8 protein-coding genes (1 of these 8 only partly in view) are annotated in these 24,259 nt (G+C 47.2%); 4 read left to right on the top strand and 4 right to left on the bottom strand.

The window, feature by feature from the left end; translation table 11 throughout:
• Nucleotides 1–6 precede the first annotated feature (6 nt).
• From AAC855_RS05355 to AAC855_RS05340, 4 genes are all read left to right on the top strand, one after another.
• A complete protein-coding gene (locus tag AAC855_RS05355; RefSeq protein WP_340608601.1) occupies nt 7–2,103 on the top strand; it encodes an ATP-binding protein in 2,097 nt (698 codons plus the stop codon).
• A 73-nt stretch (nt 2,104–2,176) separates the two neighbouring features.
• On the top strand, nt 2,177–3,082 hold the full coding sequence (locus AAC855_RS05350) for a Pvc16 family protein (RefSeq protein WP_340608600.1): 906 nt from the start codon (nt 2,177–2,179) through the stop codon (nt 3,080–3,082).
• Between the two features lie 378 nt (nt 3,083–3,460).
• Nucleotides 3,461–3,769, top strand: coding sequence for a helix-turn-helix domain-containing protein (locus AAC855_RS05345; RefSeq protein ID WP_340608599.1), 309 nt, complete (start codon nt 3,461–3,463; stop codon nt 3,767–3,769).
• Between the two features lie 175 nt (nt 3,770–3,944).
• Nucleotides 3,945–4,715 carry a hypothetical protein gene (locus AAC855_RS05340; RefSeq protein ID WP_340608598.1) on the top strand — a complete coding sequence of 257 codons (771 nt, stop codon included), beginning with the start codon at nt 3,945–3,947 and terminating at the stop codon, nt 4,713–4,715.
• 280 nt (nt 4,716–4,995) lie between these two features.
• Here the strand turns inward: AAC855_RS05340 and AAC855_RS05335 are convergent, their stop codons facing one another.
• From AAC855_RS05335 to AAC855_RS05320, 4 genes are all read right to left on the bottom strand, one after another.
• Nucleotides 4,996–5,946, bottom strand: a complete 951-nt coding sequence (locus tag AAC855_RS05335) for an Rpn family recombination-promoting nuclease/putative transposase (protein WP_340608597.1) — start codon at nt 5,944–5,946, stop codon at nt 4,996–4,998.
• A 183-nt stretch (nt 5,947–6,129) separates the two neighbouring features.
• The gene (gene panP / locus AAC855_RS05330) at nt 6,130–7,728 is read right to left on the bottom strand and encodes a pyridoxal-dependent aspartate 1-decarboxylase PanP (RefSeq protein ID WP_340608596.1); all 1,599 of its coding nucleotides are present in this window, start codon (nt 7,726–7,728) and stop codon (nt 6,130–6,132) included.
• Between the two features lie 17 nt (nt 7,729–7,745).
• Nucleotides 7,746–22,544 carry a non-ribosomal peptide synthetase gene (locus AAC855_RS05325; protein ID WP_340608595.1) on the bottom strand — a complete coding sequence of 4,933 codons (14,799 nt, stop codon included), beginning with the start codon at nt 22,542–22,544 and terminating at the stop codon, nt 7,746–7,748.
• Nucleotides 22,541–24,259: the final stretch of an amino acid adenylation domain-containing protein gene (locus tag AAC855_RS05320; protein ID WP_340608594.1), read on the bottom strand. The gene runs 5,013 nt beyond the window's last position; the window shows 1,719 of its 6,732 coding nt (coding positions 5,014–6,732); its start codon lies off the right edge, out of view; the stop codon is at nt 22,541–22,543. Before AAC855_RS05320 ends, AAC855_RS05325 begins: the two co-directional genes overlap by 4 nt.

The raw sequence follows: 24,259 nt of genomic DNA, 5'->3' as shown, positions 1-24,259 counted from the left end.
GAATTTATGAATACAGCGTCTGTCTTCCCTAATTTATTTCAGCAAAAGAATGATGCTAATTTAGCGTTTTTATTTAGCCAACTGGAACGTATTGATCTTGTTCTTCAATACCATTGCCATTGTATATCCGGTCAGCAAGATGATCCCCTTGATGAGTTTCTGTTAAGCGAAGAGGATATTATCGCCAGACTGGAGAACCCGATGGGTAAACCTCATTGGTTCAATGAGGATTGTCTGGTAATACCGCAAACCGTCATGCCAGTGGCATCCCGACTCACTGATCTGGTCGATCGTTTTGAGCTGACTGATTTTGAAAGAGATGTTTTGCTGTTAGGTTTACTTCCTCATTTTGATAGCCGCTACTATCAACTGTTTGCATTCATTCAAGGAGAACAACAATCTCGATTTCCCACTTTTACGCTGGCGCTGGAACTATTTTGTCACTCAATGACGGAGAAACAGGCACAGCAGGCCAGTTTTTTGCATAATTCCCCCCTGATTGGCTGCCGGCTATTATCCATTGATAGTCGCAAAAAAATGTCATCCTGGATTCAGACACCTTTTATCACAGATAACAGTGTGTATCATTTTTTACTCGGGCATCACTATATCCCGCCTGATTTAGAATATTATTGTGAGTGGCTAATGCCCGCAGAGAATGGCTATTACCCAGCCAAATTAAAGCAATTGCTTAATAACGTATTGTTATCTGACCACGATGATATTCGTCCGATAATCTTATTAAAAGGTATTACCGGCAGTGCTAGAGCTTATGCGGTTACCAATATCATGGCGTCAGAAGAACGACAAACGTTGATGGTGGATATCGCTAAATTGGCTGACAATGATGATAAGGCTTTGCTTTCGCGAATAAAGCTTATCTTGCGGGAAATCCGTATGCGCGGCGCTTGTTTATTACTGCGAAATTTTTGCTTATTCGCCGAACAGAATAAACAGCTACTGGAACCTCTTTCCGCTTTATTACAGCAACCTGAATTAAGGGTGATTTGTTTAATTGAGCCTTCTTCTCCACTGATCTGGCTGAGAAAGTTATCAGCATTATTGGTTGAGATGCCTGTTTTGACCTCAAAGGAAAAAAATAATTTATTGACGGCCCAATTGCCCAATCACTGTGCCAATAATATTGACGCAATAGCCTTAAGCCAGCGTTACACGTTTAATTCTGAAACTTTGCCATTGATTCTGGAAGAAGCTCAGCTTTATCAACAACAACGGGATCCTTTGGATATATTGCAGCAATGCGATATCCATAAGGCGCTCAATTTACGCGCCCAGCAAAATTTTGGTCAATTGGCCCAGCGGGTGACGCCTAAACGTTCATTAAAAGATTTATTGGTCTCTGATGAGATTGCTCAACAAATACAGGAAATACTCACGGCCATTAAGTATCGGGAACAAGTTTTGGCGGGAGGTTTTAAAGATAAAGTTGGTTATGGCACTGGTATTAGTGCGTTGTTTTATGGTGATTCTGGGACAGGGAAAACGATGGCAGCAGAAGTGATTGCCAACTGTCTTGGCGTTGACTTAATAAAAGTGGATTTATCCACTGTGGTAAATAAATACATTGGTGAAACCGAGAAAAACTTATCCCGTATTTTCGATTTGGCAGAACAGGATGCCGGTGTTTTATTCTTTGATGAAGCCGATGCCCTATTTGGTAAACGCAGTGAAACTAAAGATGCGCAAGACAGACATGCCAATATCGAAGTCTCTTATCTGTTGCAACGGCTGGAGAATTATCCGGGCTTGGTTATTTTATCCACCAATAATCGTAGCCATTTGGACAATGCCTTTAATCGCCGTTTTACTTTTATTACTCGCTTTACTTATCCGGATGAAGCTATCCGCAAGAAAATGTGGCAGGCAATCTGGCCTGAAAATATAAAAGTCGCTCAGGATGTGGATTTCGATAAGTTAGCTCAACAAACAAGCGTAACAGGAGCGAATATTCGCAATATTGCTTTATTGTCATCCTTGTTTGCTACAGAGAACAAACATAACGAAGTTAATAATAAGCATATTGAAACCGCATTATCACGAGAGTTAGATAAAGTAGGTAGATTAACGTTTAAAAATTCATAGAAATAAACACAGATAAAAATTAAATGTATTAATAATCTGATAGTGTTCACAATAATAAATTAAGAGGTTTTTTATGCTAAAAATGCAAACTGTTATTGATGTTAATAAAGCAATGAAGGGAATTCTGGAAAAATATCTGGACAAAAGAGTGGCAATCCGTTTCGATTTACCTGAATTAGATACCGTACAATCTGATGCGATGGTGAGTGTCTTTCTTTACGATATCCATGAAGATCTACAGCTTCGCTCAACAGAATCCAGAGTGTTTAATGCCACCTCCGGGAGGTTATTACCGGGTTGGGTCAATATTAAATGTAATTATCTGATTACCTATTGGGAATCGGCCAAACCCGCAACTGATCCCAACAGCCCTGATAGCCAACCGGATAATCAGGCTATACGAGTGATGTCACAAGTCTTGAATGCATTGATTAATAACCGCCAATTGGCAGGTATTCCCGGCGCTTATACTCAGGTTGTACCACCGAAAGAAAGTTTAAATAGTTTAGGGAGTTTCTGGCAATCACTGGGAAATCGCCCACGACTCTCGCTGAATTATTCAGTGACCATACCGATTAGCCTCACCGATGAGCAGGATAAGGTGATACCGGTAAATACCATTTCGTCAACTGTGGAACAAACTGCATTATTCAGTCAGGAGAAGATTGGCTATGCTTTGCGGGAATTATTGATTACGGAACTACAAAGACAGCCAGTTGCGGAATCAGAAAATGAAGAGAATATTAGGCTGGCACTGAGCAAAGTTGAACTATTAGCAATCAAAGAGGCTATGGCTTCAAATAATTCAACAGAAATTTCGGTATCTCTGTCTGTATCAGGAATTACCCACCAGAAATATCTACAAGGCATCAATAAAATCTTTAAGAATTGGTTAAATGATAACAAGGTTATTACCAAGGTCGATGATTATGGAATCTGTATTAAAAGTATAGAAAAAGATCATCTTTTCGGAATTTGATTTATTTTTATAACTTATGGAATAGCAAAGACTAACCAATTAAGAGTGATTCCCTATATTTTAATGTGATCACATTGTTAATTACTCTGACTTAACGCTAATGATATTTAAATTAGATTTATGAATAATGAGGTTGATTTATCAATATTAACAATCAACTTATTGTTTTTTAAATATATTATCATTTTCACTTAAAGCTATAACTCTGTGTATTAAATTGTTGACAAAAGAATGTGTCTATATATTATTGCAAAATCATGTGGTTTCATCATGATGAATATTTATAAAAATTACATAATTAAAATAAAAGTGAAACAAATTCATTAATAATTTTACAACACCAAAAGCAAACCCTATCGAATTTAAAAAGGAGTTCAGGTGTTTATTTCAAAAGATTTAGTAAATTTTATTGTTGTAGCCAAAAATAAATCAATAAATAAGGCAACAAAGGAGCTTTTTATCACAGAGTCACCAATTAGCCGAAGCTTAAAAAAACTGGAGTTTTCATTAGGTGTAAAACTCTTTGTCAGAAAAAGCCAAGGATTAATTTTAACGGAAGAAGGAGAGTGTTTATACAATAAAGTGTTTTCAATTTATGAAGAACTTAAAAACATCGAAAATGATTATAAAAATCATAAATCGACCTATTATGATTTTTATAAAAAACAAAACGACGATTTAACTTAATAACGAGGTGGTATAAATGGAGGTAAAACCCTAATAATTGTTACTGATTTATTTCAATAATATCCTTTAATAAATAACATTTCAGGTATGGGATCCGCCATGTTTTTATTAAATTTTAAATTAATTAACCATAAGAACAACTTTTTATCTATATTGAAAACATTAAGGAATAGTTATGAGAATATATAAAAATAAAGAAAAGCCAGAGATAACAAGTGGACTTACTAAGGAATTTGAACCAGGCCATATTCTATATGGCTTGAATACACCAAGGGACGAAGCGGCAAAAGATCTAGAAAAAAAGAAACTTTACCGTAAAGGCCCTGCTCCAGATTCTTCAAAAACATTACTCTCAAAATTCAGGAAGCTTTTAGAAAAAAAAGGAAAAAAAATTATAAAAAGAAATATACTTATACAAAATGATATAACCAATGCTGTCTGGGATCCCTTAGTGAACCCAACAGAATATGCTGATGATGATAGTATCAAAGAAAATTTACATGACTACGATCGTGCTATTGATTTTAGAGAATTTCTATCTAGTCACTCTAAATATAATGTTAAAGATATAATTATAAAATCAGGAATTACAAGTATATCCTCCATGAGTGAGGGAGTGCCTTTTTGGAAAAAAACAAGTAAGGCAGGATTGGAATATCAGTTAATGCAGAGAAAATTACCTGTTCATTTTGTATTCGGTGACATTAGCGGTGCCTCTGATAAAGATAATATTATTCAGGCAGCAGACAAAAATGGTAAATATGGTCAGGGCGTAACATCCAGTGAATTACGCTGGTTATATCGCCATAAAAATACTGATGAAGTTAAACAAAATGTAAAATTTTGGCTAGATGGAAAAAGTATTCCACATAGTGAAGTATTTGCTGAAAAAAAATGGAGTAATTACCAGCCTAAAAACAGGTATCCTAAAATCTCTGAGCAATAAATAAATCTGAATTTCGTTTAAAAAAGCAATTAAAATGCCTGGGGTACGATCGATCTTTTTTTAAAGAAAATAGAATAGTGGAGGCCTCAGGCTATTTGTTTTATTATTATTTAATTCATTAAATTTATCACTAAATCACCATTTTTCTAAAAATAAAAAAACAGGAAATAATATGCCAACTTTTAAATTCTCTGGTAATACAACATAACAACCCTCTTAAATTAAAACAAAAATGCCGATATTTAAAATCGGCATTTTACTGTGAAAAAGGGCGATTGATTTAATGTTTTAACGCCTCAATCTTTTCCCGGCTCAGTCCGGTACTGGTGACAATGATATCCAGACTGACACCATGCTGTAATAGTGCGCGAGCCGTTTCCAGTTTGCCTTCTATCTTACCTTCGGCCTTGCCTTCCTCTCGGCCTTCTTCTTTTCCTTGTCTGATGCCTTGTTCAAGACCCTGCTCGCGCCCTTTTTGCTCAAGCTGTTCTGCAATAGTCATCAACATCGTTTTATGCTCCGGAGATTGTTCAATGAGTTGATGGACAAATTGTGAGATATCCAGAGTATGCCCATTCAGTAAAATATAGCTTAACACAACATTGCGTTGTTCAACCGTATTATAACCTGCATTCAATAAGGCTACCAATTGGGGGATCCACTCCAGCATATCCCGACAACGGATGTGTTTTTGTACCAGCTCCATTAAGGCAATGCTTTTATGCGTCAGGATTTCTTCATCGCTAAACGCAGTGATATCTACCAGTGGAAATGCCTGATGATATAAGCGAGCAGCCTGTTCGGGGAGCGTGAAACAATCCAGCCACCGGTTTGAGTAAGGATATGGCCGAATCTCACCATGATAAAATAGCAAGGGAACCACTAAAGGCAGTTCAGTATGCCCTTTTTTCAGGTGAGCGGCCATGGCTGACATCGAATAATACATCAACCGCCAGGCCATTAAGGGGTCAGGTGTGGATTGATGCTCAATCAGGCAATAAATGTAACCGTCTCCCTGCGTTGTTTCAACGGAATACAGCACATCACTGTGCAACTGACGTAAATGCCGATCGACAAAACTGCCGGGCTCCAGTTTCAGTGTGGTTAAATCACACAAAGATTGAATCTCACTTGGCAGATAAAGGGATAGAAATTCCTTGGCTGTTTCAGGTTGTGTTAAAAAATGCTTGAATAACGCATCATGGTTTGGCTGTTTTTCTTTTTTTTCCACAACATATCCCTCTGTTTGATCGGTCAGTCATCGGCCATGATTGTCAGGGCGATAATCTTTATTGAAGGCCGATAAATGTACAATATATTATCGGCTGCTCCAATATCGAAGCCGCTTAGTCAGTCCCGTATCGGCTTTTGAGCGATATAACGACTTATGATGATCCCTCTTTCAGCATGTATTTCACTCTGAGCTTAACAGAGCCTGCAAATCCCCCCAAAACTCACTTTGCCTTGCCAGTTGGCGCTGTTCTTCAATCATATCCTCCAGTATTTCCGGCGTGGTCAGCGGATTTGCCAGTACAACACGAAAAACGGTTGTTGGCTGTTTATCCCATTGCGCAGGTTTAATATTGGTACGTGAAACAAATGTTTTTCCGGCAGAGCGCTGCATGGTCTGGATATTCTGATTGAGGGCATTAAGCATATCCTGCACTTTTTGTCGTACCGGCTCAGAACCCTCACGCATCAGTTTAATTGCAACGGGTGGGGCATAACGGTAAGTCAACAGACAAAGCTGCGGTTCGCTGACTAATTCGAAATCTTCCTGTTGGCGAATGCAGTCCGCAAACTGATGTGCTTTCTCAATACCTGCATCTATCAGAGCTGCCATTCCCTGCCGCCCAAGTAGATGAAGGTTACTGTGCAGCATCAGCGACATCGCACTACGTGAACCTTCCAGAGTATGTCTGCCCAGATCTTTTGACCCCTTGCGCAAGATGTAATTAGCATGCTGCTCAATAGCATCGGCCAGAGTGGGCTGACGGAATAGCACCATGCCTGAGCCCATCGGGACGTACATCTGTTTATGAGCATCAATAGTCACGCTATCCGCGCGTTCGATACCCTTGAATAAGTGCCGGTAGCGTTCTGACAACAGGCTGGCACCTCCCCATGCGGCATCGACGTGAAAATGGCACTGCTCCCGTTCAGCGATATCTGCCAGCGCATCCAGCGGGTCGATAGCGCCGGTTTCGGTACTGCCGGCGATGCCGACAATCGCCATCGGTTTGATATTGCGTCGGCGAAGTTCCTGTAACTGAATGAGCAGGTCATCAAGACAAATTTTCCCGTCTTTGTCAGTGGCAATTTTAATCAGCGCATCCTGCCCAAGACCCAGCACATCGACGGCTTTTTTCAGCGAATAATGCCCCAGTTCTGATACCAGAATCGCCAGCCCACTATAGCCATAATGGATTAGGCCACGGGCTAAGCCTTCACGAGTCAGTCCGGCAAAGTCACCATCTGCGGGCATAAGCTGATTCCGGCATGCCCATAATGCAGTCAGGTTAGCCACGGTTCCGCCGGAGCAGAAGCTTGCCAGCGCATGATCACCATTATGAAGCCACTTCTGATAGAAGTTGTTATCACAGTTGTAGACGAGTTTGTGCATCATTCCCATGACCTGACGCTCCAGCGCGGTCAGGGCGTGAGAAGTTTCCAGTTTGACGACATTTTGATTCAGCGCTGTCAGTATCTTCCCCAGCGCCGGTAAGTGCAGGGGAAGAGCGGATGTCATATGGCCCACAAAAGCAGGTGAGGAAACAGGCATAACCTGATTTAGCACATTTTCGCTCAGATACCGGGTGTATATTCCGGTATCAACCGGGCGTTCCGGTATGCTGACGGAAGAGAACTGTTTTTCCAGTTCTTCAAGGCTGCATATCGGCCTGTTTAACCTATCATGACAATAGCTGACCGGGTTATCTGCAATGTCCGCTTCCAGTGCGGATAGCTCCTGCGCACCGATAGTTGTCATAAATGGGTTGAGAAAATCCTGCATAGCTTGCCTCTTTAGACTTACCTGATTGTATTTGCCAGTTTCTGCCAGAGTTTACCCACCCAGAGTTTGGTTGATGGGGTGGATAACATGGTCATATGATTGCCGGACACCGGCATCGCGTCCAGTTCTGCAACATGTGTTCGCCACTGAGTTTCGCGGTTTTTTATTTCATCCGGGTTTTCGTCTTCTGCACTAATCAGATGAACCAGCCCTTCATAACGTGCCCGGGGAATATAGCGGGTGTTCAGGTTAGCCTGCATAACGCGAATGATCCCTTGCAGTAGTGATATTGATGTTTTTGCCGGGAAAAGACCGGCTTTTATTAAGGCATTGTGTAAAAGCTGGTGCTGCTCATCCTGTGTCAGATTTTCAAAATCCTGTCGGGTAAGAGAAAGCGGCTGATCTAAGATCATATCGTAGATATCAATCAACTCCATTATCGTCTCAGTATGGCTGACAGGCTTATGGATAGAGCCTTGCTGATTGGGTTCGTCTGTATCAACAAGAATGAGATCAGCGACCTGTTCGCCTTCGGCCTGTAGTTGTAAGGCAATTTCAAAGGCGATCCAGCCACCAAAAGAGTGGCCTAAGAGATGATAAGGCCCGTGAGGCTGAATCTCACGAATAGTCCGGATGTAAGCCCGGGCAGCCCCTTCAACGCTGGTATGCGGATAATTGTGCTCAGCAGTAAAACCACGGGCCTGTAAAGCATAAATAGGCAGTTGCGACGGGAATGATAATGCCAGTTCAAGCAGGCTGGATGGGCTGGCTCCTGCACCGGGCATACAGAATAGCGGTGAGGCTGATTTAGACCCCAGCTGAATGATAACACGCGGGTCGAAAGCCGGAACGGCCTGTATCTGCTCAGTGATGGAATCTGCAATCTGATTAAGCAAAGGAGGCTGCATAATAGAGAAGTGCGTTCCGCCAATGGGGCAGAGCACGGAATGGTGCCCGACGATACCGTGCCAGCCACGCCAGCAGTCACGATTGTTTGACTCATCTGCGGCATAGAGATGAATAGACAGGGATGATTTGGGCGGAACATAGTCTTGCCCCAGCCGGGTGATCAGTTCAGCGGTATACGTACGCAGAAGGACATCTTCGCGCGTGATATTCGCCGGTAGCCACTGATGCTCAATGCAGTAATCAATAACCTGCTCCAGACTGCTGAGTGTGTGCAGTGCTTCCAGCGCCTGTTCATCATCAATACTCTTCTGAGTACGCAGTGAGTCAATGATTAACGCGATTCGCTCAGCGGTTTTGTCTTCACTCGCTCGGTCTTCATGACGGGCATTGTCAGCAGTATCGTCATTAACATGATTATAGGTGTCGATCATGCCAAGGAATTCCACAACTTTATTGTCATTGATTAACTGTTGAGCGATTTCATAGGCAATCAGGCCACCAATAGACCAGCCAGCCAGCCGATACGGCCCTTGAGGCTGAATGCGGCGGATAGCCTGAATATGGCAGGCTGCAAGTTCTTCAATGGAGGCGGGTGGCTGTTCCAGAGTATGAATGCCAAGCGCCTGTAGTGCGTAAACGGGAAGTTCAGCCGGCAATAGCGTTGCCAGTGGAGAGTAAACCAGCGGATCGCTGGAAGTCTCGTGTATCAGGAATAGTGGTGGTAAAGAGCCAGACGGACTTAAGGGTACTGGGTTTGCATCAAACGGCGATTCTGGTATGGCAAGGTGTTTATCCACAGCGGTAGCCAGCTCACATAATGTGGGGTGAGCAAACAACGCGGTCAGCGGAGCTTCCATTTCCTGTTCCTTCATTCGGTTTAGTAATTGTATTGCGAGTAATGAGTGACCGCCCAGTTTAAAGAAATGGTCATAACGGCCAACTCGCTCCAGTCCCAATAGATCCTGCCAAATCTGTGCCAGCGCGATCTCAGTTTCGCCCATCGGGGCCGCATAATTATGTACTATCATTGCGGATAAATCAGGAGCAGGCAGTGCCCGCCGATCCAGTTTACCATTAGGAGTCAATGGGAAAGCCTCCAAAGTCACAAAAGCACTGGGTAGCATGTACTCAGCAAGATGTTGGGCAAGTTGCCGGCGAAGTTCAGCCGGATCTAACTTCGCGCCCATATGCGGTAATAAGTAAGCAACCAGACGTTTTTGTCCGCCGGTTTGTCCATCAACAGTGTCATCACGAATAATCACTACCGCTTCACGTACGCCATCACATTTTGCCAGCCGGGTTTCTATTTCACCGGGTTCAATTCTGAAGCCCCGTAGCTTAACCTGAAAATCATTACGACCAAGATATTCGATATTGCCATCCGGTAACCAGCGCCCGAGATCGCCGGTTTTATACATATGTGCATCCGGTTCGGCGGAGAATGGATCGTTCAGAAAACGCTGTGCAGTAAGATCAGGATTATTCAAATACCCTCGTGCAACCCCTGTGCCTGCAATATAGATTTCGCCGATAACGCCAAGTGGGACGGGTTGACCATACGCGTCAAGAATATAAATCCGCGAATTGGCAATGGGGCGACCAATAGGAATAGAACGAGTAACATCAATGGACAATGGGATCTCGTAAGTTGCAGCAAATGTTGTGCTTTCTGTCGGACCGTAGCCGTTAATCAGGTGTGTGGGCGGTGATTCGGCTAATTGTACCTGCTGTATTTTTATCGGATCGAGAACATCACCCCCTACCAGCAGGTAACGCAATTGCCCGAACAACGGTTTGAGCGTATTCAGATATTCATTGAACAAACCCGCGGTTAACCAAAGTGCAGTGACTTTCCCTTTGATCAATGAATGACAGAGGCGCATCGGATCAAGCAGTACCGATTGTGCAACAACATACAACCTTGCACCATTCAGTAACGCAGACCAGATTTCCCATGTTGAGGCATCAAAGGCCACATTAGCACAATGGGCAACACAATCGTTTCTGCCGATATCAGTATAGGCATTATTAATCACCAGCCGATTGATACTGCGATGCTCAATCATGACGCCTTTTGGCTGACCGGTAGAGCCTGATGTATAAATGACATAGGCCAGATGGCATGAAGTCAGCCCTGTGGCACTGGCATCAGGGTTGTGATCTGGCTGGCTGTTCAGTGTAGTTTCCTGCATATCAAGCATAAATACCGGCACTGTATCGGGTAATTTATGGAGTCGTAATTTATCGATTAGTTCAGTCTGAGTCAGTAACACCACAGGTGCTGCATCTTCGAGCATATACGCCAGTCGCTCAGCCGGATAGGCCGGATCAAGCGGAACGTAAGCTCCGCCCGCTTTAAGAATACCGAGTAAACTGACAACCATTTCGGGGCTGCGTTCGAGACACACCGCGACTCGATCATCAGGGTGTACACCCGCTGCAATCAAATAATGAGCCAGATGATTAGCCCGGCGGTTAAGTTCACGGTAACTTATGGCCTGATCTTCAAATACTACCGCAATCGCGTCTGGGGATTGTTCTACCTGAGCTTCAAACAGCTTGTGGATCAGGGCATCTTGCGGGTTGTCTGTTTGTAAGAAAGTAGCCTGAGTCGTATTAAAATCGACTAACAGTTGGTGCTGTTCCAATTCCGGCAGCATTGGCAGCATCGCAACAGTTTGCATGTCATCCGTCGCCATTGCGGTCAGTACATTGGTGAAATAACCGACTATACGTTCAATAGTGGAGTGATCGAACAGGTCAGTGGCGTATGACAGTGCACCCGCCAGACCGGATGCCGTTTCAGCCAGAGATAATGTTAAATCAAAATGAGCTGTGTGCTGTATTTGTTCAAGTGGGGTGAATTGCAGCTCAGGTAAAACCAGTTCCTGATCCGGCGTATTATTTAACGCCAGCATCACCTGAAAAACAGGGCTGTAGCTGAGGCTGCGTTCAGGCTGTAAAGCTTCCACCACTTGCTCGAAAGGCAGCTCCTGATGAGCATAGGCAGCAAGTGCCCGCTCCCTGACTTGAGCCAGTAGATCCGCGACATTCAGCTTTCCATCAAACTGAATCCGCAACGCCAGCGTATTGACAAAGAAGCCTATTAATCCTTCAAGTTCAGGATACGGACGACCGGCAACAGGTGTGCCAATAACAATATCATCCTGTCCGCTGAGGCGGGCAAGGACAATGCTCCAGCCGGTCAGTAAAGTCATAAACAGCGTTGCATTATGGCGTTTTCCGAGTGCTTTCAATGAAGAAAACACACCGGCATCAAGCTGAAAAGAAACCTGACTGCCAACATAAGTTTGTACTGCCGGACGAGGCCGATCAATTGGCAATGTCAGTAACGCTGGCGCGTCTTGAAGCTGTTTACACCAGAAATCACGCTGTTCAGTAAGGGTTGAGTTCTGCAATAACTGATGTTGCCACACGGCGTAGTCGGCATATTGAATGGGCAGAAGTGGTAAAGGCGCTGTTTGTTCATTGAGCGCCGCACGGTAAAATGCCCCCAGCTCCCGAACCAGTACACCAATCGACCAGCCATCGGTAATAATATGGTGCAAGGTGATCAGCAGAATGTGTTCTTCATCTGCCAGTTGCAGTAACTGACCACGGATAAGTGGCCCGCAGGCAAAATCAAAAGGCATTTGTGCTTCACGTTCAGCAATTTCGGCAACTTGCTGGTTTTTCTCTGTGGTATCAAGCAGACGCAGGTCATGGCTGGATAAGTCAAAGCCGATATCAGCAGCATCAATATGCTGGTAAGGCTGGCCTTCATTTGACACAAACCGAGTGCGTAATCCCTCATGACGGGCTACAAGCTTGTCAAGTGCGGTACTGAGTGCCTGACGATTCAGTCTGCCAGTCATGCGCAGCGCCGCAGAAAGATGATAGGCCAGACTCGCGGCAGGGTCGAGTTGAGCGAGGAACCACAACCGTTGCTGAGCAAAGGATAAAGGCAGCCTTTGGCTGCGATCTGCCACGGCTATCAGAGTTTGGTTAGTCGTATCAGCCTCAGCAATAGCCTGTGCTAAATCCATCAGGACTGGCTGGGCAAATAATTGTTGCAGAGGTAACTCGCGTTTCAGCATTTGACGCACACGGGCAGCCAGTCGAACGGCTAGCAGCGAATGCCCGCCCAGCTCAAAAAAGTGATCATATCGCCCAACGTGTTCCAGCCCGAGTAACTCTTGCCAGATTTTCGCCAGAACAGTTTCTGTTTCACCAACCGGAGCCACATAATCACGAGTAGCAATAGCCGATGAATCCGGCGCAGGGAGTGCTTTGCGATCCAGTTTGCCGTTAGGCGTTAACGGAAATGCCTCTAATATCACAAAAGCCGTGGGCAGCATATATTCAGCAAGATGCCGGGCCAACTGCTGGCGTAATTCAGCAGGGCTCAGACTCACGCCTTCCTGTGGGCACAGATAAGCGACCAGCCGTTTCTGGTGATTTTCATTAACCACCTCTTCACGGGCGATAACGACAGCTTCCCGTACACCGTGGCACAACATCAGCTGAGCCTCAATTTCACCCAGTTCGATACGAAAACCCCGTATTTTCACCTGAAAATCATTACGGTTGAGATACTCAATATTGCCATCGGGTAACCAACGGGCGAGATCGCCGGTTTTATACATACGGGCATGGGGTTCCGTTGAGAACGGATCAATCAGGAAGCGCTCGGCGGTCAGCTCCGGACGATTCAGATAGCCCCGTGCAATGCTGATGCCCGCAATATAAAGCTCACCGCTGACACCCAGAGGCACAGGACGGCAATATTCATCAAGAATATAGATCTGAGCATTGGCGATCGGGCGTCCGATAGGCGGCAGAACCGGCCAGTGTTCAATTTCCTTGCCTAAGGTATAGGACGTGACAACGTGGCTCTCCGTCGGGCCATAATGATTATGTAACCGGCAATGTCCCGCACGTTGCAGAAAACGCCGGATAGCCGGCGTGATACGTAATTGTTCACCGGCAGTAATAATATGGGCCAGACAGGAGATATCGCTCTCATTAGTATTGCCTGCGCTATGGCTGTCGGCTTCGGCAAGATGCTGAAGAGCAATAAAAGGAAGAAAAATACGGTTAATCTGTTTTTGCTGAATCAGGCGCAGGAGTTGCAGAGGTTCCCGACGCAGGGTTTCATCAATCAGCACCAGACAACCACCTTCACTTAGCGTAGTGAAGATTTCCTGAAAAGCGACATCAAAACCCAGTGCCGCAAATTGCAGGGTTTTACCGTTTCTGGTGAGGCATGAATCAGCCTGACGCTGCCATTGCAGTAAATTTGACAGCGCTCTCAGCGGCATTTCCACCCCTTTAGGTAATCCGGTTGATCCCGATGTATAAATCACATAAGCCAGATGATGCGGCTTCAGCCCCATTGTTTGTGTATCTGGATTATGTTCGGGCTGCTCAGCCAGATAAGGCTGTGGCTCATCAAGTAACACGATAGTACAGGATGGCTCCGGGTTTAATATATCCACCAGTGCCGTACGGGTGAGTAAGGCTGTTCGGGTGAGTAAAACTGTCGGAGCTGAATCTTTCAGCATATAGGCCAGTCGTTCAGCCGGGTAAGTCGGGTCAAGGGGGACATAAGCGCCGCCAGCCTTAAGAATGGCGAGTAATCCCACTACCATCTCCGGGCTGCGTTCAATATAAATTGCTACGCGTGTATCAGGGCGGACACCTTCTGCTATCAGATAATGCGCCAGCTGATTGGCCCGGCGATTCAGTTCGCCATAACTCAGGGTTTGATCTTCGAATTCCACTGCGATTGCATCAGGGAATTGTTCTGCCTGAATCTCAACCAGTGGATGAATTAACGCATTTTGTGGGTAACTGACCTGTGTCGCGTTAAAACCCACCAGTAACTGCCGTTTTTCTGGTTCCGATATGATAGGCAGGGTAGTGATGGTTCTGTTTTCATCATTTACCATCGCCGCTAGTATATTGGTGAAATAGCCTGTCATACGTTCAGCGGTAGTATGATCAAACAAATCAGCGGCATAAGTTAAAGCCCCAGCCAGACCGGATTCGGTTTCTGTCAGCGACAGGGTTAAATCAAAATAAGCGCCATGATGAGCCTGTTCAACCGATGAAAGCTGTAAACCGGGCAGTACCAGCTTCTGAGGTGGCGTATTATTCAGCGTCAGCATCACCTGAAAAATCGGGCTGTAGCTGAGGCTGCGCTCCGGTTGTAAAGCTTCCACGACCTGCTCGAACGGCAGGTTCTGATTGGCATAGGCAGCAAGCGAGTGTTCACGAACCTGCGCCAGCAAATCTTTCACTTTGAGTTCGCGATTGAATTTGACACGCAATGCCAGTGTATTGGCAAAGAAACCAATCAGGCCTTCCAGTTCTTTATGCGGGCGGTTGGCAACCGGCGTACCGATCACAATATCATCCTGTCCGCTCAGGCGGGCGAGTACGATGCTCCATGCGCTCAGCAGGGTCATAAACAGCGTGGTATTGTGACGCTGGCCTAATTCTTTCAGGGATGTCAGTAAGCGGGCATCAAGATGGAGAGGAACCTGCCCACCAGTATAGGTCTGTACCGCCGGACGCGGATAATCAGCAGGGAGAGTCAATAAAGCCGGAATGTCAGCAAGCTGGCGACACCAGAAGTCGCGTTGTGCATTCAGGGCCACTTGTTGCTGTTTATCGCGCTGCCAGACAGCATAGTCGGCATACTGAATAGGCAATGGCAGTGAGGGGTTATCACCACCGTTAAGAGCAGACCGATAAAAATCGCCCAGTTCACGCACCAGCACACCCAATGACCAGCCATCAGTAATGATGTGATGCAGGGTGAGTAGCAATATATGCTCGTCATCAGCCAGTTGCAGTAACTGCCCACGTATCAGAGAACCCTGCGCAAAATCAAAAGGTGTCCGGGCTTCGAGATCGACAAGTTCAGTGACCCGACGGGGATGTAAAGCCGGATCAAGCTGGCGCAGGTCATGACAGGGCAGGGAAAAACCAATATCCGCAGGATCGATATGCTGATAAGGCTGCCCGTCGCTGGAGATAAAGCGGGTACGTAAACTTTCATGGCGGGCAATCAGGTGACTGAGTGCGCTAGTCAGTGCCTGACGATTAAGTGAGCCGGTAAGACGCAGTGCCGCCGGAAGGTGGTAAGCGAGGCTGGCAGCCGGATCGAGCTGCCCCAGAAACCACAGCCGTTGTTGAGCAAAAGAGAGCGGTAGCGGCTGATCACGGTCAGCGATAGGGATAATAGCCTGAGCCGTTGCTGCCGCTTCTGTAATGATATGTGCTAACGCCGTCAGAACAGGCTGGTCAAATATCTTCTGTATGGGTAACTCACGCCCCAGCATCTGACGAATGCGGGCAGCAAGCTGAACAGCCAGCAGCGAATGCCCTCCGAGTTCAAAAAAGTGGTCATAGCGGCCGACTTTTTCCAGTCCCAGCAGTTCCTGCCAGATTTGCGCCAGAGCAGTTTCTGTTTCACCAACCGGAGCCACATAGTGCTGTGTCACTATTGCGGACGCGCTCGGGGCAGGAAAGGCTTTGCGATCCAGCTTACCATTCGGGGTCAGTGGGAATGTCTCTAACGTGACAAAAGCACCGGGCAACATATACTCAGCAAGATGCAGAGAAAGCTGCTGGCGCAGTTCAGCCGGGATCAGTTCAGTTCCCTCATGTGAACGCAGATACGCTACCAGACGTTGCTGATTGGGTTCATCTTCACGTACCAGAACAACGGCTTCCTGTACGCCGTGACACTGTAATAACTGCGTTTCGATTTCCTCCAGTTCAATGCGGAAACCGCGCAGCTTAACCTGAAAATCATTGCGCCCGAGATATTCAATATTGCCGTCCGGCAGCCAGCGACCCAGATCACCGGTTTTATACATCAGCTCGTTCGGCTGGGACGAAAAAAGATCGGGCAGGAAACGCTCCGCCGTCAGTTCAGGAAGATTCAGATAACCACGGGCTAATCCGGCACCGGCAATATAGATTTCGCCAGTGGTACCAAACGGAACCAGTTGTCTGTCAGGGTTCAGAATATAGCAGCGGGTATTGGCGATTGGACGCCCGATGACGGAGACATCCGGTACGCCACGGGCTGCGTTATATTCATACCAAGTTGCATCACCATTAATTTCAGATGAACCATAGAAATTGAGCAACCGGAGCCACGGGTAATTTGTCACGACCTGCTGTGCCAGCTCGGGTGCAAGCCGTTCTCCGCTGCAAATCAGTATCCTGACTGATTTCAGGGTATGCTCATGACTATCCTGCATTAAGAATTTCAACAGGGAAGGAACGACAACCAGTAAATTCACCTCAGCATGTTGTAACCCAGCACGGAAGCGGGCCGGATCTTTTACCGTAGGGTTGTCGAAAACCACCAGCCGCCCTCCCGCCAGTAATGTTCCCAGTGTTTCTGTTATCGAATCCACAAAGCTGATGCTGGTTTTCAGTGCGGTGATAAGTGGGAAGGTCGTTATATCGTCCCCAAACCCTATATCGCGTACAAACCACAACAACCGGTTACTCAGGGCATGGTGACTGCTCATGACACCTTTAGGCACGCCTGTTGAACCGGACGTGTAAACAACATAGGCCAGATGCTGCTCCGTCATACCGGATATTTCTGGATTGTGCTCTGGCTGTTCTTCCATAAACGGTATCTGAATATCGAGCAGGACTCTCGGCAAAGATGCCTCAGATTCGGGCAGGATATCGGCGTGAATAACCTGACTGGTCGATCGTTGAACCAGTAATGCGACCGGAGCAGAGTCTTTGAGCATATAAGCCAGTCGTTCAGCCGGATAGGCCGGATCGAGCGGCACATAAGCCCCACCGGCCTTGAGAATAGCCAGTAATCCCACCACCATTTCCAGACCCCGTTCGACACAAATAGCAACTCGGTCATCCGGGCGAACACCCAATGCAATTAAATGATGAGCTAAACGGTTAGCACGGCGATTTAATTCGTCATAACTGAGTGAGTGATTACCGTGTACTACAGCAATGTCATCGGGATGATGCATTGCTTCGGTTTCAAATAGCTGATGGATAAGCGCACTTTGTGAGCTGCCAGTGGGTAAGAACGTCGTCTGAGTCGCATTGAAATCCAGCAATAATTGTTGTTGCTCCGAAGGTGGAATAACCGGAACCTGCAAAATAGGCTGCTGTGGATTATCAGACAGTGCATCAGCCAGACCACTGACCGCAGTGAGCAGATACTGGAGTATACGGTCAGAATCGATTCCGGTTACGGTCTGCGCCTTTAACTGGAAATCTGTGCCTAAGTCATCCACGGTGAGAGTGACAGGGTAGTTAGTCTGCTCTTCAGCGGCCAGAACCCGTATGCCTTCCCAGATTGTACTGACTGCTTCTGTTTCACTGTTTTTTATTTCTGTCTCAAGACCCTGGCTATGTCGGTAATTCAGTAAGGCGCTGAACAGTGGCATCGGCTGAGCCACGCCACTGCATTGTTGTACCAGTGATAGCGGAGCCTGTTCATGTTCCAGCAGATGAGTCAGATTGCGATAAGTGGCCTGAACGACTTCCTGAACACTTACTGTTTTCTGCAAATTGCGGTCAGTCAGGGAAATCCGGACGGGTAGCGTATTGATAAACATCCCCAGTATGCGCTTAACCCCGGATATTCCCTGTAAACGGCCCAGTAATACAGAGCCAAAAACAACATCGTCATGACCGCTGGTATGTGCCAGCACCTGAGCCCATGCGACGTGGAACAGTACACTGGGGCTGACACCCAGATGGCGGGCCTGAGTACGGATATGCTTTGCCAGAGCCGGATCAACCGATAGATGAGACTGATGAATAACACGATTATCGTTTGCTATTCTGACGATGCCGAATGGCGCAGTGGGTTCAGTAAAATCGGCAAGCTGGGTACGGAAATAATCCTCATGTACTGAAACCGGCACATTTAAAATTCGGGCGATAAAATCTCGGTAAGGTAAAGCCACTGGCAGTAATTTTGATTGCCCCTGCAATACCTGAGCGATTTCGGTAAAAATCAGCTCCAGTGTCATATGGTCGCTGACCAGATGGTGAAAACGCAGAGACAGCAACCATTCATCCTGTGCTGTATCATAAGCAATATCAGCCGAGAATAATGGCGCGAGGTTCAGATTGAGGCGATTATGCTGTGGGTCAGTGTGAGCACTTAGCTGTGATAGCACGTCGTTTTCAGTTGTCGGTATGAAGTGATGAATATGCAGTGGCGCCCGCCGCCAGACTACCTGAACCGGTTGAGCCAGATCCTGCCAGTAAGCAGAGGTACGCAGAATATCATGACGATCGATGATGTGCTGCAATGCGTCCAGAAAGGCATCAAGTCGTTTACGGTTGTTAAAGGCCAGCAGGCTTTGCAGCAGGTAATCATCCCCTTGAGTCTGTAATAAATGATGGAACAGAACCCCTTCCTGTAGCGGTGCCAGTGGGTAAATATCCTGTATATTGCTGACTCCGCCGGGAATGGTTGCGGCAATGGCATCGATCTCTGATTGTGACAGCGTCACCAACGGTAGCATATCCGGAGTTATCGCCGTGCAGTCTGCGGTAATGAGGTTAGGGGGGACTACAAAAGCCTGAGTATCGCGCTGATAGACTAAAATCGCCTGCGCCAGTTCGCTCAGGATTGGGGCTGCAAATACACTCCGTACATCAAGCCGCAAACCAATGTTGTGCAACCGGTCAATCATGTTGACAATCATCAGTGAATGCCCGCCGAGTTCGAAGAAGTGATCATGCCGACCAACTTTTTCCAGCCCCAGTAACGTCTGCCAGATCCGGGCTAACGCGATTTCCATTTCGCCTGCGGGGGCTTCATAGCCTCGGCGGATGACTGCTGCCTGATCCGGAGCGGGAAGCGCCTGACGATCCAGCTTGCCATTGGGTGTCAGCGGAAAAGCATCAAGAATGACAAAGGCACTGGGCAGCATATAATCAGCAAGGCGCTGTGTGAGCTGTTGGCGTAATTGTGCAGGAATCAGTTCAATGCCATCCTGAGCCAACAGATAAGCAACTAATTGCTTCTGGCTACCTGTTTTTTCCGCATAACCTCCTTCGTGGGCAATCACCACCGCTTCGCGTACGCCATCACATTGCATCAACTGTGTTTCGATTTCCCCCAGTTCGATACGAAAACCCCGTATTTTCACCTGAAAGTCATTACGACCGAGGTATTCAATATTACCCTCCGGTAACCAGCGCCCCAGATCACCGGTTTTATACATCCGCGCATTCGGAACGGTAGAGAAAGGATCGCTCAGGAAACGTTCGGCAGTCAGTTCAGGGCGATTCAGATAACCACGGGCAACGCCTTTGCCAGCGATATGGATCTCGCCGATGACGCCGAGAGGAACGGGTTGACCATAAGTATCGAGGATATAAATGTGGGTATTGGCAATCGGGCGGCCGATATGAGGGACAAAACCCGTTGTCCGGTTCATGCGTATTGATGTTGAATAGGTCGTTGTTTCAGAAGGGCCATACAGATTATAGACGTTTTGTACGCAAGTCCGGGCAAACAACTGTTCAACCAGATGGGGTTTCAGCGCCTCACCTGCCAAGTTAATGGTTCTGACTGAGTCGGGGATCGCCTTCGCTTCGATTAAATACGCGATGGCTGATGGCACGGTATTGATGAGACTGACGGGCGTTTCTGGCGTGGAACTTGTTTTCAGTAATGACAGGGCATCAGACACAATATGCACTGTTCCACCAGAAATCAGCGGTGCAAAACATTCGTATACCGACAAATCAAAATTAAGCGAAGTTGCAAAAAGAGTATCAGCCAGTTCTTCGGCACTGAAGGTCTGTTGTACCCAGCTCAGGAAATTCAATGTATTAGCGTGAGTAATGGCGACGCCTTTGGGTTTTCCGGTGGAACCGGAGGTATAAATCACATAGGCCAGATGGTCTGATGTTAAGCCGAGAACCTGAGCATCGGGATTATCCGCTGTTTGTTCTGTTGTAAATGCTGTCGTGTTATCAATAAATACCGCGGGAATGGCACTGTCCAATTTTTCAGCCAGTGTGGATTGAGTCAGTATTGCCACCGGTGCGGAATCTTTAAGCATATACGCCAGTCGTTCCGCCGGATAAGCTGGGTCGAGCGGGACGTAAGCCCCACCCGCTTTGAGAATGGCAAGCAGACCGACCACCATATCCGGATGACGTTCAGCACAAATCGCTACCCGATCATCAGGACGCACACCCAGCGCAATCAGATAATGAGCCAGACGGTTGGCGCGCTGGTTCAGTTCCGCATAGCTCATTGTGTGACCTTCCCAGACAATGGCAATCGCATCGGGGTGTTGTATTACCTGTGCTTCAAAAAGCGTGTGGATCAGCACATTCTGGGCGCTTTGGGGTGGAAGAGAAAGCGTTTGTGTGGCATTGAATTCGACCAGCAATTGTTGTCGTTCGGAAGCCGATAGCATCGGTAGTTTAGCAATGGGTTGAGTTGCATCTGCTGTCATTGCCATCAGCACCTGTTTCAGATAACCGATCATACGTTCAACTGTGGCAGCATCGAACAAGTCAGTGGCATATTCCAGTTCGCCCAATAATCCGGCTTGGGTTTCCGTCAGCGATAAAGTCAGATCAAAATGAGTGCTGTAACGCACCTGTTCAACTGGTGTCAGTTGTAGTCCGGGCAGGGTTAGTTTTTTTGCCGGTGTATTGTTCAGAGCCAGCATCACCTGAAATATCGGGCTGTAACTCAGGCTGCGCTCAGGTTGTACCGCTTCTACGACCTGCTCGAAGGGGAGGTCCTGATGGGCATAGGCAGCAAGTGACCGCTCACGGATTTGTGTCAGTAACTCTGCAACTGTCGGGGATTCACTGAATGTAATCCGCAACGCCAGTGTATTGACGAAAAATCCAATTAAACTCTCAAGCTCATTTTCCGGCCGGTTAGCGACCGGTGTACCGATAACGATATCATCCTGTCCGCTCAGTCGGGATAGTACGATACTCCAGCCTGCCAGCAGCGTCATAAACAGCGTAGTTTGGTGGCGTTGTCCGAATAATTTCAGTGCTTCTGACAGGGATGCATCAAACCGAATCGGTACCTGTCCGGCGGTATAACCCGGACTGGCAGGACGCGGGCGATCGGTGGGGAGTGTCAGTAAAGCCGGTGCACCTTTAAGCTGATGGCTCCAGAAATCACGTTGTCCGGCAAGCGCTTCACCTTGTAACCAGTTTCGCTGCCAGACGGCGTAGTCGGCATACTGAACCGGCAGGGGCGGAAGTGGCGCAGCATGATTATTATCGGGTTCGGACTCCGCGCGGTAAAAGGTACTCAGTTCATGTACCAGTACACCAATTGACCAGCCGTCCGAGATAATATGATGCTGAGTGAGCAACAGCACATGATCGTCGTCCGCTAATTGTAATAGCTGACCCCGGATCAGCGGCCCTTGTGTCAGGTCAAAGGGCGTGCGGGCTTCCAGTGCGGCAAGGTCGGCAATATGCTGCATATGGGTTTCTGAATCCAGCGTACGCAGATCCTGACAGCTAAGGGCAAAGCCAGTGTCAGCAGGATCAATATGCTGATATGGCTGACCTTCGGTAAGCATAAAACGGGTACGAAGAATTTCATGGCGGGCGACCAGCCGATTGAGTGCGGCTGTCAGGGCATGATGATTGAGTTGTCCGGTCAGGCGCAGTGACACAGGAATATGATAAGCCAGACTGGCTGCTGGCTCGAGCTGATGCAGGAACCACAGGCGTTGCTGGGCAAAAGATAATGGCAGGGGCTGATCACGGTCAACATGCTGAACAGGAGGCCGCTTCTGGTGCTGTTGAGTTTGTAATTGTTCTTTAAGTTTCTTTTTCAAAACAGCCCGTTTCAGGTCATCAAGATTCATATCGCTCTTTATCATTTGTCACTGTCTCCACCTAACATGGCCATTAATTCCTCTGCGGACATTGAATCCAGTGTGTCCTGAAGGGAGTCAATATTGTTTTGTCCCACCGCTTCCCTTTGTGCGGCGAAAATGATTTCTGCCTGATCCGCCAGTCTGGGTGCAAGGAACAGTGAAGCGATGGGGATCTCAACCAGAAATTCTTTCTGAATGCGGGTTGCGAGCTGACCTACCATCAGTGAGTGCCCGCCCAGTTCAAAAAAGTGGTCAAAGCGGCCTACGCGCTCCAGTCCCAGCAGGCTTTGCCAGATTTTTGCCAATATTTCCTCTTCCTCATCGTTCGGTGCTTCATACTGACGCATCACAATCGCTGATATATCAGGCGCTGGCAGAGCCTGACGATCCAGTTTGCCATTGGGGGTCAGCGGGAAAGAGTCAAGCGTGACAAAAGCGCCGGGCAGCATATAGTCGGCAAGGTGTCGGGAAAGCTGCTGGCGCAGTTCAGCCGGAGTCAGTTCAATGCCATCCTGAGCAACCAGATAGGCAGCCAGTTGTTTCTGTCCTGCTGTGTCTTCGCGACTCAGGACAATCGCCTCACGCACACCATGACATTGCATCAGTTCGGCTTCAATTTCGCCCGGCTCAATGCGGAATCCACGCAGCTTGATCTGGCTATCCGTGCGACCGAGATATTCGATATTGCCATCAGTCCGCCAGCATCCCAGATCGCCGGTTTTGTACATGCGGGCATCAGGGTCGGAAGAGAACGGATCAGTCATAAAGCGTTCCGCAGTCAGCTCGGGGCGGTTCAGATAACCACGGGCAACACCTTTACCTGCGATATGGATTTCCCCTGTAACACCGATAGGCACAGGCTGACCCCGTGAATTAAGAATATAGATCCGGGTATTGGCGATGGGTCTGCCAATAGGAATGGAACGTACGGCATCAACAGGCGATTTTATCTCATAAGTTGCTGCAAACGTGGTGGTTTCTGTCGGGCCATAGCCATTAATCAGATGCGCAGGGCGGGGTTCAGTCAACTGCACTTGCCGTATTTTTCTCGGATCGAGCTCTTCACCTCCAATAAGTAAATAATTCAATTGGCTGAACAGTGGACTGAGAGAATCAAGGTAGGCGTTGAACAGACCGACAGTCAGCCAAAGTGCGGTCACTCTCCCTCTGATTAACGAGTCACAAAAACGCGCCGGATCAAGCAGTACAGGTTGCGGAACAATATGCAGACGCCCGCCATTAAGCAGGGCAGACCAGATTTCCCATGTCGAGGCATCAAACGCCGTATTGGCACAGTGGGCAACACAGTCGTTCACACCGATATCCGCATAATGATTATTCATCACCAGATGATTGATACTGATATGTTCAACCATGACCCCTTTGGGCTGCCCTGTTGAACCGGAGGTGTAAATTACATAGGCCAGATGGCGTGGTGTCAGCCCCAGAGCCAGTGCGTCCGGGTTATCAACCGGCTGAGTGTTCAATGTGGGATCTGGCGAATCAAGCACGTATACAGGTACGGTATCAGGCAATTTGTCGAGCTGCGTTGTTTGTGTCAGTAATACCACTGGCGTAGCATCTGCCAGCATATAGGCCAGCCGTTCCGGCGGATAGTTCGGATCAAGTGGTACGTAAGCCCCACCCGCTTTAAGAATAGCGAGCAGACCGACGATTAGTTCCGCGCTGCGTTCAACACAAATTGCTACCCGATCATC

Source organism: Xenorhabdus bharatensis, assembly GCF_037996705.1.
In the GTDB taxonomy this organism is placed as follows: Bacteria; Pseudomonadota; Gammaproteobacteria; order Enterobacterales; family Enterobacteriaceae; genus Xenorhabdus; species Xenorhabdus bharatensis.
Note: the sequence above shows the minus strand (reverse complement) of the source record. Positions and strands in the feature narration are given on the sequence as shown.

Excerpts from the sequence above, each read along its gene's own strand:
- AAC855_RS05325 (WP_340608595.1), bottom strand. The coding sequence starts at position 22,544 with ATGATAAAGAGCGATATGAATCTTGATGACCTGAAACGGGCTGTTTTG.
- AAC855_RS05340 (WP_340608598.1), top strand. The coding sequence starts at position 3,945 with ATGAGAATATATAAAAATAAAGAAAAGCCAGAGATAACAAGTGGACTT.
- panP (WP_340608596.1), bottom strand. The coding sequence starts at position 7,728 with ATGCAGGATTTTCTCAACCCATTTATGACAACTATCGGTGCGCAGGAG.
- AAC855_RS05355 (WP_340608601.1), top strand. The coding sequence starts at position 7 with ATGAATACAGCGTCTGTCTTCCCTAATTTATTTCAGCAAAAGAATGAT.
- AAC855_RS05350 (WP_340608600.1), top strand. The coding sequence starts at position 2,177 with ATGCTAAAAATGCAAACTGTTATTGATGTTAATAAAGCAATGAAGGGA.